Origin of the sequence: Qipengyuania oceanensis (assembly GCF_009827535.1) — a bacterium.
Taxonomy (GTDB): Bacteria; Pseudomonadota; Alphaproteobacteria; order Sphingomonadales; family Sphingomonadaceae; genus Qipengyuania_C; species Qipengyuania_C oceanensis.
This window is the reverse complement of record NZ_WTYN01000001.1, coordinates 1416548-1432921: the sequence shown is the minus strand read 5'-3', so window position 1 is coordinate 1432921 and position 16374 is coordinate 1416548. Positions and strand designations below refer to the sequence as shown.

Below are 16374 nucleotides of genomic sequence, written 5' to 3'. Positions count from 1 at the left end.
ATCGTATACTCTTTTAGTCCCTTGCAGACACCAATCCCATCGGATAGTGTGCCGATCCAGCGAAGGTTTGCTAATATCCTTATACTGTTTATTCGAGAGGTGCGGGTGTGCTGATGAGTGGCGGATGCCAGCGGTGAAGAAGGCCAAGCGTGCCCTTTCTCTTGCGCAAAGCATCGTGAGGGACATCGAGGCGGGTCGCCATAACCCGGGTGACAGGCTTCCGCGCGAGGATGAAATGCTCGCGCGTTACGAGGTTGCGCGCGCAACTTTGCGGGAGGCTTTGCGGTTCCTGGAATTGCAAGGGGTCATCCATCTCCAGCTCGGCCGTGGTGGAGGTCCCGTCGTAGCCCGTCCGCAGACCGGCGATTTTGCAAGCAGTTTGTCATTGATTCTGCATTTCATGGAAGCCGATTTGCGTGGTTTGCTTGAATTGCGCGAAGCAATTGCTCCCGATGTCGCAGGGTATGCAGCCCAGCGTGCAACTACCGCTGATCTCAGCGCGTTGGCAGGGTGTCTGGCGGAATTGAGGCATCATGAAGCCTCTGATCAATTCGAGGAACTTAATCGCAGATTTCACGACTTGTTGGGTTGGGCGAGCGGCAATCCGCTGTTCGGTTTGCTGACCTCTGCGATGCATCTGTTGACCCGCGAGTTTTCCCATTCGCTGGGATATTCGGCACAGGAACGGGCGGTGCAGATGAAGTTTCTGGTGCGGGTGCTCGAGGCAGTGCGGACTGGCGACAGCGCCGCGGCCCGTCAAGCAATGAGCCGGTTGGTGGCCGGCTCTGCCGTCTATCTTTCGGAGCGCAGTCCCGAGCTGGTCTCGCAGCGGGTGCGGTGGGGGCAGCTGTAGAATTTTCAATAGTTTGAGTGTGCGTTTAGGCAAGTGGCTGGAGAGGAAGAATGGCGTTGAAGAGCCGAATATGCGAAATGCTGGGGATCCGGTACCCGATCCTGCTTGCCGGGATGGGCGGAGCGAGCGTTCCGGCGCTGGCGGCTGCGGTTTCGAATGCCGGCGGGCTCGGGGTCCTGGGTGCCGCGGCGTGTTCGCCCGATCAGTTGCGTGACTGGATTCGCCAGACCCGGGAATTGACCGACAAACCTTTCGGTGTCGATACGCTGCTCCCCGCGTCGGTCAGGCGCGGCTCTGCCCCTCAAAGCGGTGCTGCACCCCAAAATCCCATGGATCTGATGGGTGAATATCAGCAGTTCGCGCGCGACTTCATGGATCGTGAAGAGCTTCCGGAGGTCGATGCTGCCGCCGCCATGCGGGCGGCGGGCGCGCCTGAAATGGGCAAGGGCGGCCCGCAGTTGTTCTCGAAGGAATTCTTTGAGGCGCAGATGGAAGTGGTGATCGAGGAAAAGGTGCCGGTTTATGCTGCCGGCCTTGGCAATCCTGAACCGTGGATGGATCGGCTCCATGCCAATGGCACCAAGGTCATGGCGGTGATCGGCAAGGTCAAGCACGCCGAACAGGTCGTCGGGTCGGGCATCGACATGATCGTCGCGCAAGGGCACGATGGCGGAGGTCACAACTCGCCGATCGGGACTATTTCCTTGATTCCCCAGGTGGTCGACGCCGTTGGCGATCGTGTTCCTGTCCTTGGGGCCGGCGGTATCTCGGATGGCCGGGGTGTTGCCGCTGCGATGATGCTGGGGGCAGAGGGCGCGTGGGTCGGCACGGCATTTCTCGCGACCGAGGAAGCGGGCATCGAGCGCTTCCAGAAAGAGGCGATCACCGAAAGCGGCGATGCCGATACGGTCGTTAGTCGATCGCTTACCGGCAAACCGGCGCGCATGATCCGTAACAAATGGGCCGACGCCTGGGTGCAGGCCGGAAAGGAGCCTCTGCCGATGCCCTATCAGTCGATGATCTCCGGCCCGGTCATGGCCTCCGGGATCAAGGCAGAGCGCAAGGATGTCATCCCCGGCTTCGCGGGGCAAGGCATCGGCCTGATCGATTCGATCCGGCCTGCCGCCGAAGTGATGCGCGACCTGGTCGATGGAGCCGAGAAGGCGTTGGCGTCCGCTGGCATCTACAAGTGAAGCGCAGGAGGCAAGAAGATGGCTTACGCCAAAGGTCATGAATTGCGCCGCCCCGTAGAGCCTCTCAGAGCGCTGGGGCAATGAGGCAGTTGATTGCCGACAAGGAGGATACGGCGCAGGTGTTCCGTATCGTCAAGGCATTGTCGGGCAATTCCTATTATCGGAATTTCAATCGCTTCATGAAGTCGAGCGATGGGCGGCGTATCGCTTCCGACCGGGCCGACCTACTTGAAACCTTGTGCGATCGCAAACGCCTTGCGACCTGTGCGTCTGGCACGCTTGGCCGAGCCTACCTCGATTTTGTTTACGGGGAGGGTCTGACAGCAGAAGGTCTGGCGGAAGCCAGCGAGGCCGGAGGTCTGGAGGACCTCGGCGACCCCGATGTTTCCCTCTATCGTCGGCGCCTTCGCGATTCGCATGACCTGTTTCATGTCGTCACCGGATACGGCAGGGACGCACTGGGCGAATTGTGCGTGCTGTCCTTCGGAAACGCGCAATTCTATAATCACGGGATCGCTTTCATCGTGGGCGTCGGCATTCCCAAGATGAAACTGGAAGCTGCCCAGTTGCCAGTGGCGCGCGCTGCATTTGAAGCGTGGCGCCGGGGCCGGGCTGCAGCCGATCTGACCACCTTCTACTGGGAAGAAAATCTCGATCGTCCGTTGGAGGATGTCCGCCGCGAGTTGCGACTGCGTCCGCCGGAGACCTATCAGAGGGTGCGCGCTCTTTCCGAACAGCTCGAACGCGATTACCAGGCGGTCAGGCAGGCATGAGCTTAAGCGACAAATCGGCCATCACCGGAGTGGGCGAAACCGCTTTCGTGAAAGGCACCGAGAAAACCGCGGTCGACATGATGCTGGAAGCATCGCGCAAAGCCATAGCAGATGCAGGGCTGAAGCCGTCGGATATCGACGGCATGGTTCCTCCGCCGATCTACACCACCTCGGAAGAGATGGCGGCTAACCTCGGTATCGAAGTTCTGCGCTATGCCTCTACGGTCCACATGGGCGGGGCGAGCCCTACCACGGCACTCCAGAACGCCGCGATGGCAATTGCCAGCGGCTTATGCGACCATGTGCTGGTGACGCTCGGGTGGAACGGTTATTCCGCCTTGCGGCCCAAGCCTGGCGCACCGCCGACGCGGCCGATGAACATGAACACCCTGACGAATACGATCCAAGGCTATTACATTCCGTATGGCGTGTTCCTGCCGGTGCAGATGTATGCCTGGCTCGCCACCCGGCACTCCCGAATTTACGATATCGGCCCGGAAGCGATGGCGGCCGTTGCACTGGCGTGCCGTCGCCATGCGCAGATGAATCCGCAGGCCTTCACTTATGGCCGGGAACTGGATGCCGAAACCTACCATTCCGCGCGCTGGATATCCGAACCCTTTCGCCTCTACGATTGCTGTCTGGAGACTGATGGGGCATGCGCAGTCGTGGTTTCGCGAATAGACCGCGCCAGGGACATGCCGCATGTTCCCGTGAGCATCGCCGGTGCGGCTGAAGGGCATCCTTACCCCGCCGACGATATCCCTTCGCGTCCCGACCCCTTCAAGATCGGCCTGAGCTACGCCGCGCCGCGCGCGTTCGAAATGGCGGGGGTCGATCGCGAAGACATGGATTTTCTGCAGATCTACGACTGCTTCACCTACGTGGTTCTCCTGCAGCTGGAGGCCCTGGGCTATTGCGAACCAGGTGGACAGGCAGAGTTCGTCGCGAATGGCCAGATCGAGCTGGGCGGGCGCTATCCCGTCAACACCCATGGCGGCCTGCTGAGCGAGGCCCATGTTTGGGGACTGAACCATGTCGTCGAGGCGGTGCGTCAGTTGCGCCACGATTGTGGGGAGCGGCAGGTCGAAGGCGCCCAGACCGGCCTGGTGACCGGCTGGGGCGATCTGGGTGACGGCAGTATAGCGATTTTGAGGAGGTTTGCGTGAGCGACGAGAAAGATCTGCCGCCCAAGATGCGCCCCTCGGCGCAGGCCGCACCAGCCAAGCCAAAGCCGCGCCCGCAGGATCCGGTGGAGCAGGAATTCTGGAACCGGTGCCAGGACGGCAACCTTTACTTCCAGCAGTGCGACGGATGCGGCAGCTTTCGGCATTTGCCGCGCTATATGTGCGCCCGATGCGGTTCTCCTGAATGGTCGTGGGAGCGTAGCACCGGCAATGGCACGCTGTTTTCCTGGACGGTGACCCATCAGGCACTGCATCCCGCCTTCGCCGGCGAGATTCCCTTCATCGCTGCGGTGGTGGAACTGGAGGAGGGAGTGCGCATGGCAACCCGGCTGGTCGATTGCGCGCTCGACGAGCTTGAGCTCGATCTGCCGGTCACGCTGGATTTCGAGCCGATCTCCGAAGATTTTCGCCTGCCAGTATTCCGACCCGTCTCGATCGCGCGCGCAGAAGGATAGACCAAGATGGATCTCGACTACGGACCCCAGTATGACGCGTTTCGCGAGGAAGTGCGCCAGTTCCTGCAAACCCACGGTCACCGCGCACCCGATGGCCAAGGCCGTGCCGCGCGCCCTTCCCCCGAAGCCGTCGAATGGCAAAAGCTGTTGATCCTGCATGGTTACACGGCGCGTACGATTCCCAAGGAATACGGCGGATACGGAGCCGAGCCGGACATCCTGAAATCGCGGATCATTGCCGAGGAATTTTCGCGCGCTGGCATCCCCGCAGGCCTTGCGAACCAGGGCATTTCCATGCTCGTTCCCACGCTGCTGGAACTCGGAACCGAAGCCCAGAAACGGCAATGGATCGAGCCGACCCTTAATGGCGAGATAGTCTGGTGTCAGGGATATTCGGAACCTGGAGCGGGATCGGACCTCGCCGCGCTCAAGACCAGCGCCCGCGTCGAAAATGGCGACTTTGTCATCAACGGACAGAAGATCTGGACCAGCACGGCCAAGCAGGCGGACATGATCTTTTGCCTTGTTCGGACCGAACCGGACGCGCCCAAGCACGGCGGCATCTCCTACTTGATCTTCTCGATGGACACACCAGGGATCGAGGTCCGACCACTCAAGACCATGACCGGTCATGCCGAGTTCAATGAAACGTTCTTTACCGACGTGCGGGTTCCCCTGGACCAGATCGTCGGGCAGCGCGGGCAGGGGTGGTACGTGGCCAATGCCACACTGGGCCATGAACGTGGCATGCTGGGCGACCCCGATGCACTGGAAAACCGGCTCCAGGCGCTGGTCAGGCTGATGCAAAAAGAACGCATCGGCCAGGGTTGCGCAATGGACAACGCCGTTCTGCGTGACCGGCTGGTTGCATTGCAAGCCGAAGTCGCGGCGATGAAATTCAACGGCATGCGCATCCTGTCGAACAGCCTTAGGGGGGATGCCGGCGGCATGGCGAAACTTGTCGTGAAGCTGCAGAGCTGTGAGCTCGCCCATCAGATTTCCGCGCTCGCGATCGACGCAATGGGCGAGATGGGCATACTTTATCACGGAAGCGAGCGCGAGCGCGAAGACGGTGCCTGGCAGTGGAACTACATGTTCCAGCTTGGTCTGATCATCGGTGGAGGCACCGCCCAGATCCAGAAGAACATCATCGCCGAACGCGGGCTGGAAATGCCGCGCGAACCCAAGTTCGCAACGCCTCCCGCGGCCGAACAGGCGACGGCCGTTGCAAGCGGGCAGAATAAGGGAGCCGCCTGATGGATTTCGGACTTTCGCAAGACCAGGAGATGCTCTGCGACGCGATCAGCCGCACTCTTGCTGATACTTGTCCGCTCGATCATGTGCGCGAATGCGCGGAGGGCTCGGTTCCCTTCAGCGACAACGTGCGTTCGGCGCTGGGCGAAATCGGCATTTGGGGAATGATGGTTCCCGAGCAACATGACGGGCTCGGGATGACAATGCTCGATGCCGCCGTTGTGGCCGAGCAGCTCGGCTATGCCGTCGCGCCGGTGCCTTTTATCGGTGCCCATGTACTGGCACCCCTTGCGCTGGCACAGGGCGGTAGCGAGGAGTTGAAGGCGCACTGGCTGCCGAGGATAGCGAAGGGCGAGGCGCAAATCGCCGTCGCGATCGCGGAAACGGTGGAGATCCGGGACCGGGCAGGCGTGGACTTCGACGGCGCAAAGCTCGACGGAACGGCTTTGTTCGCGCTCGACTTCCTGGAAGCCGACGCGTTTCTGGTAGCCGATACCGCCGGTCGTATGCACTTCGTAGCTGGCGATGCTGCGGGTCTGGAGAAGGTTGCTCTCAAAACGATCGACCGCACCCGGAGCGTAGGGGAGCTGCGGTTTTCTGGCGTAGCGGGCGAGGCTCTCGCGGACGATGGTGGGGCCACAGTCAGGCGCCTGCGGGACGCCGGCCGGGTGCTCCTGGCCGCCGATAGCCTCGGTGCGGGCCAGGCTATGATCGAAAAAGCGGTCGACTATGCCGGGCAGCGCGAACAGTTCGGACGAGTGATCGGCAGCTTCCAGGCGGTCAAGCATATGTGCGCGGAAATGGCTGCCCGCCATGAACCATCCCGTTCGCTGGTCTGGTATGCCGCCCATGCGTTCGATGCGACGCCCGACGAGGCTTCGCTGGTGGCATGCCATGCCAAATCACATACGGGCGAAGTCCACCGTTTTGTCGCCCGAACCTCAACCGAGGTGCATGGGGGGATGGGTTTTACCGATCTCCTAGGTCTGCATTTCTGGTTCAAGCGAATCGGTTTCGACCGCCAGGTTCTGGGAGGTCCCGAAGCGGTCCGGGCCGAAGCAGCGGCCTTGCAGGGGTGGACGCAGGTCGCATGAGACGATGAATTAGGCGCACGCTACCGACAAAATCGTGGCCACCAAGGAGAGAGGAATTAATACGTGATCGACTGGAACCTTGGCGACATCCTTGATGCAATCGAGCCTGCGGTCCCGGAAGATGCTCCGGCGCTGATTCACGGCGACCGGATCATTACCTGGCCCGAAATGTCGAAGCGTTCGAACAATTTGGCGCGCAATCTGCGCGCGCAAGGTGCAGGCGACGGGGCGAAGATAGCCTTCTACATGCGCAACCGTCCCGAATACGGGGAATTGATGGCCGCGTGCTTCAAGGGCCGCCTCACGCACGTGAACATCAATTATCGTTACCGTCCCGAGGAGGTTTTCTACATCTTCGACGATTCCGATAGCGAGGTAATTGTTTACAGTTCCGAGTTCCGCGACTGCATTCTTGAACTGAAGGAACGGTTGACCAAGGTTCATACATTTGTAGAAATCGGCGATGCTTCGCAGATCGCTTCCTTCGCGCTTCCTTACGAAAAACTTGTAGAAGGTAACGGCGCGCCTCTCGATATCGAGCGTTCCCCCGATGACCTGCTGTTCATATATACAGGCGGTACCACCGGCATGCCCAAGGGCGTGATGTGGCGACACGATGATATGCGCAAGGCTCAGCTCGACGCGCAAAAGCTGCTGGGTCCGGTTCCCCAGACCATGGAGGAAATGGTGGCCCTGGTGAAGCAGGGCGAGCTTGCGCGCATCACTTTGCCGGCGTGCCCGCTGATGCATGGAACCGGGTTCATTACTGCTATCGGCACGCTCATGTCGGGCGGGGCCATCGTCACGCTGTCCGATCCATCCTTCGACGCGGAAGAATTGTGGGATGCGGTGGACCAGCACAAGGTGCAGAGCATCGCCATTGTCGGTGACGCTTTTGCCAAACCCATGCTGCAGGCGCTGGACGCCCACCCGAAGCGCTGGGACACGAGCAGCCTGATTTCGATCATCTCGTCCGGCGTCATGTGGAGTAAACAGGTAAAGGCGGGCCTGTGCAAACATATCCCCCAGGTCATCCTCATGGACAGTTTTGGCGCTTCGGAAGGGCTGGGCTACGGCTTGTCGGTGACGACCGCACAGGGCGGCACCAACACCGCGAAATTCGGGATCGGGGAATTTTGCGACGTATTCGACGAGAACGACCGGAAGGTCGAGGCGGGGAGCGGCGTGCCCGGCTTTATTGCCCGCAAGGGCGCAATCCCCACAGGATACTACAAGGACCCGGAAAAGTCGGCCAAGACTTTCAGGACGATCGATGGCGTGCGTTACTCCATCCCGGGCGACTGGTGCCGGGTGGAATCCGATGGAAGCCTGACCTTGCTGGGCCGCGGCAGCGTCTGCATCAACACCGCAGGTGAAAAGGTTTACCCCGAGGAGGTGGAGGAAGTGCTCAAAACCCATCCCGCCATTGCCGACGCGCTTGTCGTCGGGGTGCCTGACGAAAAATGGGGCGAAGCGGTGACCGCTGTGGTGCATTTGACCCAGGATGCGGACTTCGACGCGCAAGCGATCAAGGATCACGTGCGCCAGCAACTGGCAGGTTACAAAACGCCCAAGGCGATTTGCCCAACGCAAACCGCCTTGCGCGCGTCAAACGGCAAGGCGGATTATACTACGGCTAAAGACATCGCGAAAGCGGGTGCCGGGGCCTCGTGAGCCATTCGCCCCTTCCTGACTATGATGTCGTAATCGTCGGGGCCGGGTTCAGCGGAATATACCTGCTTTACAAGCTGCGTCAGGCGGGGTTCGATGTTCTGCTGGTAGACGCAGCGGAGCAGCCGGGCGGAATCTGGTACTGGAACCGCTATCCGGGAGCACGGGTCGATTCCCAGGTTCCACTTTACGAATTTTCCATTGCGGAAGTATGGAAAAGCTGGACGTGGAGCGAACGATTTCCAGGCTGGGAAGAACTGCGCGCCTATTTCCTCCACGTCTGCGATACGCTCGACCTCTGGCCGGCAATGAGAATGAAAACACGGGTCGAAAGCGCGCCGTTCGATGAAGACACCGCCTGCTGGCGATTGAAGCTCGACGATGGCGGAAAAGTAAGCGCGCGTTTCCTCTTGCCGGCCCTGGGGTTCGCCTCGAAACCCTACATTCCCGATATCCCGGGCCTTAGCGATTTCGAAGGCGAATGGTGCCATACCGCCCGCTGGCCGCAGGAAGGCATCGACCTTTCCGGCCGCCGGATCGCCCTGATCGGCACGGGTGCCAGCGGCGTACAGGTGGCGCAGGAGGCGGCAAGCTGCGCGGAGCAGCTGACGCTTTTTCAGCGAACCCCGATTCTCGCCCTTCCCATGCGGCAGGAAAAACTGGACGCTGATCGTCAGCTTCGCGAAAAATCCGAATATCCCGCTGTCTTCCAGAAAAGGCTTACGACAAGTGGCGGTTTCGAATGCCAATCGCTGGACATTTCGGCCCTGGCTGTGACCGAGGAAGAGCGGACTACGCATTTCGAGGATTTGTGGCAGCGAGGAGGGTTGCGCTTCTGGTATCATAATTTCGCTGACATACTGACGAACGAGGACGCCAATCGCCACGCCTACGAGTTCTGGCGTGACAAGGTGCGCGAGCGGATCTGCGACCCGACCATTGCCGAGAAGCTCGCTCCCGATGAGCCGCCACATCCCTTCGGGACCAAGCGACCATCGCTCGAACAGAATTATTACGAGATCTTCGCACAAGACAATGTGACGCTGGTCGATCTGAACGACACCGCGATCACTCGCGTCACCGAGGCCGGGATAGAAACAGCCACTGGCATGATCCCGTGCGATCTCATTGTCTTCGCGACCGGCTTCGATGCCGGTCGTGGCGGGCTCATCGACATGAACATCACCGGCCGCGGTCGGCTGGCGCTGGCAGAAGCATGGAAGAGTGAGATCAAAGCCTATCTGGGCATGGCCGTCGCCCAATTTCCGAACATGCTGTTCGCCTACGGCCCGCTCAGCCCTTCAGGCTTTTCCAACGGTCCGACAAGCGCCGAAATCCAGGGTGACTGGATCTGCGATTTCCTGATCTGGCTGCGCAATAACAGGATCGGCCTTTTCGAAGCCGATGCGCTGGCCGAGCGAAGCTGGACCGATATGGTCGCCCAAGTAGGGTCGATGACGCTCTTCCCCAAGGCTGAATCGTGGTACATGAGAGCCAATATTCCCGGCAAACCCCGACAACTGATCAATTTCTCCAGCGTATCTGGTTACGCCGATCTATGCCACGATGTCGCACGGCACGATTATCGTGGTTTTATCAGGAATACACTATCCGGTATGGAGACTGCGCCGAAATGAATGAAATGAAACCAATCCACGACGGGTCAACAGATATTGATCCCGTATGGGCCGGCGACGGGGCGGATATACCCGAATGGTTCGCCTGGGCGCTGAGCGTGCCCCGTGAGGAAGGCTTCGTAGAGGTTGGTGGCGCGCGGGTGCATTATCTTCGCTGGGGCAGGCGTGACCGGCCCAAATTGCTCATGACTCACGGTTTTCTCGCCCATGCCCGCTGCTTTGCCTTCATCGCACCGTACCTTGCCGAAGACTACGACGTGGTGGCGTTCGATCTTGCCGGTATGGGCGATAGCGAGATGCGCGGCGTGGCCGATATAGCTGCGCGGGGAAAGGAATTTGTCGAGATCAGCGAAGCGCTCGATTTGTTTGCAGATGGAAGCAGACCGACGATCATCGCCCATAGTTTCGGCTCGGGTGCAGCGCTGACCGCCGTTTCCCAATCGCCGGATGCCTTCGCCGGCGTTATTGTCTGCGATCTCATGGTGATGCGGCCCGAAAAGCTGGAGAAATACTGGACCATGGGCAGATCGAGCCCCGGGTCGGGTAATCCTGACAAACCGGTGCGACGCTACCCCACCTACGAAGCGGCGCGCGAGAGGTATATCCTGTCGCCGCCGCAGGCAGTTGGTGAGCCGTTCCTGATGGATTACATGGCCTATCACTCTCTCCGCCGCGATGGCGAGGAGTGGACATGGAAGTTTTCTTCCGAAGTGTTCCGGCGCAGCAACAAGCCCGACGAATGGCTGACAGTAGGCCAGAGGCTGGTCGATGCGCCCGGGCGCAAAGCGATTGTGTACGGCGAGAAAAGTCAGCTCTTTGATCGCGATTCCGCCCGCTATATCCGGGAACTGGGAGGGGGAAAGATACCAATTGTTGCAGTGCCCGATGCACGCCATCATCTCATGCTGGATCAGCCGCTCGCGTTCGTCGCTGCGCTACGGGCGGTACTGGCCTTTTGGAGCCTCTGAGATCCCCCATACTAAGAGGCTGGTTCCTGGTCAGAGGCCAGCGAGATGGGGGCAAAGGGCGTCCATATTCATCTTGTACTATATCCGAACTATTGTCGCCGTCGGCACGGCGAACGCTTCGTTGGTCTCGATGCCAGCTGGGGCAAAAGCTTTATCGGGAGCAACTCGCTTAGCACGCCAACCATTGCTGATCTTTAGCAAACGTTCACTCCGCGTGCGATCTGGATCGTGGCCCATGGGGTCAAAAGATAAGGCGCTTTACTAATATCACGCGGATGTATATGCCCATGGACGGGGATTGGGCTATTTCTCTCCCTCTCCTCTCCACAGACTAAGGGGCGACCCTCGAGGTCGCCCCATTTTGCAGTAAGCGGCGGAGCCAATTATCGTCGCACTGAAGAGATGGGAAGGGATGCTATATGACACTGAGAGCGATGGTGCTCGCCACTTCGGCCATCTTGGCTTGGCCGCAGATGGCTTTAGCGCAGGATTCCACAACTGATGAGGCGGAACCCCAAGGATCCGTAATCATCGTGACGGCCCAACGCCAATCTCAAAGTCTGCAAGAGGTGCCGATCGCGGTCAGTGCCTTCGATGCTACGGCTCTCGAAAGCCAGCAGATCGAAAACGCTGCTGACCTTCAATTGACCCTCCCGAACGTCTCATTCTCGAAGGGCAACTTCACCGGGTCGTCCTTCACCATCCGTGGTATCGGCGATCTTTGTGTTGGTGTGACGTGTGACGCAGCGACGGCTATCCATATCAATGGTTCCCCTCTTTTTGGTACCCGGCTGTTCGAAACAGAATATTTTGACCTTGAGCGAATTGAGGTCCTACGGGGGCCGCAGGGCACCCTCTTCGGCCGCAACGCTACCTCGGGTGTTGTCAACCTTGTGACAGCCAAGCCTGACCTCGGTTCTTTCGGCGCGGCCGGAGAGTTCGAATATGGGAATTACAACAGCATCAAGGCCGAAGGGATGGTCAATGTCCCGATCGGCGATTCTATCGGCGTTCGGGTAGCCGGATTCTTTCTGAATCGCGACGGTTACACCACAAACCTTTTCGACAATTCGGATGTCGACGACCGAGACATGTACGCTGTTCGTGGTTCTCTTCGTTTTGAACCCGGTGCCGATACCACTCTCGACTTCATGGCATATTATTTCAGGGAAGATGACACCCGTTTACGTAATCAAAAGCAGGCCTGCCAGCGTGACCCGCTCGGCGTGCTGGGTTGTCTGAACAACCGCCGCGACTTTGACATCACCAATGCCAATTCCACAGTCGGCGCAACGCTCAGTTCGCAAGAGTTCTTCGCTATTCAGGGAATTCCCTCAGTACTGGGATTGGGAAGCCTGTACGGCCCCGATGCATTTGCAGGATTCGATAAGCCCGACGATGTGCGCACGGTAAACACGGCGTATACTCCATTCTATTTTGCCGATGAAGTGCAGCTACAGGCCCGTCTCGAGCAGCGCATCGGAGCTATGACACTGACTGCAACCGGTCTTTATCAGGACACCGAAGTCGATTCCCGGCAGGACTACTTTCTGGGCATTCAGGATCGTACCGGCTTTGCTACGGCCTTGAACGTGTTGTCCGGCTTCGCGGCCAACGGTTTGCCTACCGGCCTCCCCGCACCTGCACCGGCGTTCGTGCCAGGTTCGTCGGCGTATTTTACCCCGATTGTGGAGGCTCTCATCCCCAATGGCCCAGGGGGCGTATTGTGCACCTCCGATAACGATGATGGGAACAGGGGCGCGTTCGAAGGTAATGTATTGTGCGGCGAAACGCCGCTATCCTTCGACAGGTCTTCAGAGCAACGCGAATCCTGGAGCGGCGAAATACTCCTTTCCAGTGATTTCGACGGAGCATTCAATTTCCTGCTCGGAGGGATCTATGCAAAGTCCAAGACTACCGACAACAGTTACTATGTAAACTCATTCGCGCTTGACTACGCCAGTGCCATTCTGGGATCGTTTGGTACTTTGGCAGGCGGTGCACCGCCATCCTACTTCGCAACATCCATGTACCGCAACAATTCTCTCGAGGCTAATCTTGAGAGCTTCGGTGTGTTCGGGGAGATCTACGTCGACCTGACCGAGCGTCTGACCTTCACCGGAGGTTTGCGGTATAACGACGACAAGAAAGACGTGACTGCGCGCACGACCTTGATTAGCTTCCTCAATCCTTACGCGAATGACGGGGAGCCGTTCGACAGCCCGATCACTCCCTTAACCGGTCCCTCTGGTCTTTTTGATGCCGATCCTGGTACGCCAGGTGAGCAGCTCACGCAATTTAGAGAAGTAGGTTTCGATGAAATAACCGGGCGTGCGGTGCTCGACTACGAAGTTACGCCTGACAATTCGATTTACGCATCTTATGCTAGGGGCTATAAATCCGGGGGTATCAACCCGCCCCTTTCGCCCGTTTTCGATGTGGCTGAAAGCTTCGGATCAGAAACCATCGACGCATTTGAAATCGGATCGAAAAATACCTTTGCGAATGGCGCACTGCAATTAAACGCTACTGCATTCTACTATAAGTATAGCGGGTTGCAGCTTAGCCGCATCGTCGCCCGTACCTCAGTTAATGATACTATCGATGCCGATATCTGGGGTGTGGAACTAGAGTCCGTTATCCGGCCCGATCCCGATTGGCTTGTCAACTTGACGTTCAGTTATCTCAACGCGGAAGTTGCCGGCGACCAGTTCTTCTCCAATCCGCGCGACCCGGGTGGCGGCGATCCTGATGCCGTCATCATCAAGGATATCAGCAACGGTGCTAATTGTGCCGTAACCGGGCCAGCCCCCGGCGTGGCCGACGCATTCGTCGCCGGAGTGAACGCAGCTCTGGGTCTTCGTGGTCCCGAAGAATTTCCTAATGACGGCAATCTTGCGTCAAGCGGCGCATTCAGCATTTGCGATGTCTTGGCCGGAGCCGTTCCGGCGGGCAGCGGCCTTGCGGTATTAAGCCCTGGCGTAGAGGTCAACATAAAAGGGAACAAGTTGCCGCAGGCCCCCGAAATGAAGGTTTCGATGGGTGTGCAGTACACCGCCACTTTCGACAATGGCATGACTCTGGTCCCTCGCGTGGACGTAGCGCTGACTGGTGAGCAATACGGCAATATCTTTAACGGCAGGGTCAACCGGATCGAGCCATTCGTGCAAGCCAACGCGATCGTGCAGTTGAACAGTGCGGATGAGCGTTGGTTCGTGCGCGGATTTGTTCAGAACATTTTCGACAGCAGCTCGGTGACAGGATTGTACTTGACCGACGCATCCTCGGGGAATTTTACCAATATCTACACTTTGGATCCTCGTAGATATGGTGTTGCTTTGGGGTTCAGTTTCTAACAGGTCCAGATCGTGTTGGCGGGGAGATCGGTGGTCCTCCCAACGACCCGAACGGACAGTGCCAGCTAGTTCGTATTTCGACCCATGACTTTATAGCTTTTCCAGAGCGGCGTAATGCTCGATGACCGCCTCGTAAGCCTACCGACGAGGCGGTCATCGAACCGGCCAAATGCGAGCTGCACTCGAAATGCCTGTACGATCGCTCGTTGATGTCGCTACGAGATGCTCGCGGAAAGCTTAAGGCCTTACATAGAAACGACAATGAAGAGTCACCGAATAGTGCAATCGGGATATCCGATGGTGATACTGGCAAACGCACTCTGCGAAAGGCGGAAACATGCTGACCCCTATGATCCAAGATTGGGTCGCAGTGCACGAGGTGCTGACGCGCTAGGAAAAGTTGGAAGGGGCTGCGGGGCAGACTTCTGAGAAAACTTATCCTAACTCTGTTCAGGTTTCATAACTGATTTTCGATCGACCGGAGCTGGCTCAACCGACGTGCGATTGTCGCGAGACAATTCGACCCATCCCAACCCAAGCGACTTCTGGATCGCGATCCAGCCATTTGTCATGGCGGCGATCGCCCGATCGAGATTTGCTCTGGCCTGTTCGCCCTTGCGGATCGAAGTGTCGAGTTCGCCTTGCGAGATTACCCCCGCGGCGCGGCGTTGCTCGTTAAGCTCCGCAGCCGTGTCGGCCTGCCGACTGATCTGCGCCAGCGCGGCTACGTTGGCTCTTTGTTGCCCGAACCGAGCAAGCGATTGTTCGGCGTCGCGTAGTGCGCCCAGGACCACTTCAAGATAGCGCGCTTCGGCCTCGTCGCGCGCACTCTCGGCCTGATCGATCGATGCTGCCGTGCGGCCGAAATCAAGCAGGTTCCACTGCAGCCGCGGCAAAGCGATTGCCGATAAGTTGCCCGGGTCCAGGATGTCGTCGGGCTCCGATCCGCCCAAACCGAGAATCCCCATGAAGGAAATCTTGGGGAAGCGAGCAGCCTCTGCCACGCCAATGCGCGCATTCGCCGCGGCCAGCATGCGTTCGGCGGCTCGAACATCCGGCCGCCGCGCTATTAGCGCTGCGGGATCGCCCACCGCGACCCGTTCGGGGGGAAGCGGAATTTCGGCCGGAGCCGCCAGGAGCCCGTCGAGTGCGCCGGGCGCTTCGCCCGTCAGCACCGCGAGCGTGTCTTTGAATACATCGATGTCCGCTTGAGCTTCCGCGATCTGCGACTTGAGCAGTTCGAGCTCGGCGTTCGCGTTACCGACCGGGAACAGCGCGAGAGCGCCCTGTGTATAGCGCTGATAGGTCAATTCGAGAATTTGCTGCTGCAAGTCGCGCTCTCGCTGGACAAGCTCGAGCCGCCCTTGCGCTTCTCGCAGGCTCACATACGCCCGCGCGATTTCGGCGGCGAGCTGGACTTTCGCATCCTCGGCGTTCGCCACCGAGGCCGCAGCCTGAGCGTTAATGGCCTCGACACGCCGTGCCTGCCCCCCAGCGAAATCGATCTCCCAGTTTGCATTGAGCCCGACGTTGTAGACGCTGAGGCTGTCCTGCTCTTCGGTGTCTGCAGGAGCGCCGGGCGATCCCGGGGGCGGGCCGCTGCCGATATCTAGCCCTGGGATATTCGCCTGGACCGCAGTCGCCTGCGCAGCCACGGCGGGTAGCCGGTTGGCGCGCTCCTGGCGGACAGAAGCCCTTGCCTGTTCGATGCGAGCGCGCGCCGCGGCCACGCCCGGATTGCCGACCAGCGCGCGCGCCTCCAGTTCATTGAGAACCGGATCGCCGAGCAGCGTCCACCAGTCGCCGGCAATCGGCGCAAACGGATCGATTTCGGGGCCGGCGCGTACGAACGCATTGCCTGCGGCGGTCGCAAGTTGCGGGGGACCGGCATAGTCGGGACCGGACATGCAACCCGCGAGGAGCGCCATGGGAG

General features: G+C 59.3%; 12 protein-coding genes. 11 read left to right on the top strand and 1 reads right to left on the bottom strand.

What is annotated here, in order from left to right; genetic code table 11:
• Positions 1 to 124 precede the first annotated feature (124 nt).
• The 11 genes from GRI48_RS06860 to GRI48_RS06810 all read left to right on the top strand — a co-directional run bounded on the left by GRI48_RS06860 (position 125) and on the right by GRI48_RS06810 (position 14441).
• Complete coding sequence (locus tag GRI48_RS06860) at positions 125 to 853, top strand: FadR/GntR family transcriptional regulator (protein WP_011415894.1); 729 nt, start codon at positions 125 to 127, stop codon at positions 851 to 853.
• Positions 854 to 903: 50 nt separating this feature from the next.
• Positions 904 to 2046, top strand: a complete 1143-nt coding sequence (locus GRI48_RS06855; protein WP_006834188.1) for an NAD(P)H-dependent flavin oxidoreductase — start codon at positions 904 to 906, stop codon at positions 2044 to 2046.
• An 80-nt stretch (positions 2047 to 2126) separates the two neighbouring features.
• Positions 2127 to 2819 carry a Coq4 family protein gene (locus GRI48_RS06850; protein ID WP_063511645.1) on the top strand — a complete coding sequence of 231 codons (693 nt, stop codon included), beginning with the start codon at positions 2127 to 2129 and terminating at the stop codon, positions 2817 to 2819.
• A complete protein-coding gene (locus GRI48_RS06845) occupies positions 2816 to 3988 on the top strand; it encodes a thiolase C-terminal domain-containing protein (RefSeq protein WP_006834186.1) in 1173 nt (390 codons plus the stop codon). The genes GRI48_RS06850 and GRI48_RS06845 overlap by 4 nt, the downstream gene beginning before the upstream one ends.
• Positions 3985 to 4461, top strand: coding sequence for a Zn-ribbon domain-containing OB-fold protein (locus GRI48_RS06840; RefSeq protein ID WP_160673246.1), 477 nt, complete (start codon positions 3985 to 3987; stop codon positions 4459 to 4461). Before GRI48_RS06845 ends, GRI48_RS06840 begins: the two co-directional genes overlap by 4 nt.
• A 6-nt stretch (positions 4462 to 4467) precedes the next feature.
• On the top strand, positions 4468 to 5718 hold the full coding sequence (locus tag GRI48_RS06835) for an acyl-CoA dehydrogenase family protein (protein WP_011415898.1): 1251 nt from the start codon (positions 4468 to 4470) through the stop codon (positions 5716 to 5718).
• Entirely contained in the window at positions 5718 to 6809 is a 1092-nt protein-coding gene (locus GRI48_RS06830; RefSeq protein ID WP_160673243.1) for an acyl-CoA dehydrogenase family protein, read from the top strand. The genes GRI48_RS06835 and GRI48_RS06830 overlap by 1 nt, the downstream gene beginning before the upstream one ends.
• Before the next feature lie 63 nt (positions 6810 to 6872).
• Complete coding sequence (locus GRI48_RS06825; RefSeq protein ID WP_160673240.1) at positions 6873 to 8483, top strand: acyl-CoA synthetase; 1611 nt, start codon at positions 6873 to 6875, stop codon at positions 8481 to 8483.
• A complete protein-coding gene (locus GRI48_RS06820; RefSeq protein WP_160673237.1) occupies positions 8480 to 10117 on the top strand; it encodes an FAD-dependent oxidoreductase in 1638 nt (545 codons plus the stop codon). Before GRI48_RS06825 ends, GRI48_RS06820 begins: the two co-directional genes overlap by 4 nt.
• Complete coding sequence (locus tag GRI48_RS06815; protein WP_160673234.1) at positions 10114 to 11085, top strand: alpha/beta fold hydrolase; 972 nt, start codon at positions 10114 to 10116, stop codon at positions 11083 to 11085. The genes GRI48_RS06820 and GRI48_RS06815 overlap by 4 nt, the downstream gene beginning before the upstream one ends.
• A gap of 419 nt (positions 11086 to 11504) precedes the next feature.
• A complete protein-coding gene (locus GRI48_RS06810) occupies positions 11505 to 14441 on the top strand; it encodes a TonB-dependent receptor (protein ID WP_041685421.1) in 2937 nt (978 codons plus the stop codon).
• Positions 14442 to 14881: 440 nt separating this feature from the next.
• On the opposite strand, the gene GRI48_RS06805 is transcribed toward GRI48_RS06810, so the two are convergent.
• Positions 14882 to 16369, bottom strand: coding sequence for an efflux transporter outer membrane subunit (locus GRI48_RS06805; protein ID WP_160675506.1), 1488 nt, complete (start codon positions 16367 to 16369; stop codon positions 14882 to 14884).
• Between the last annotated feature and the right edge of the window lie 5 nt (positions 16370 to 16374).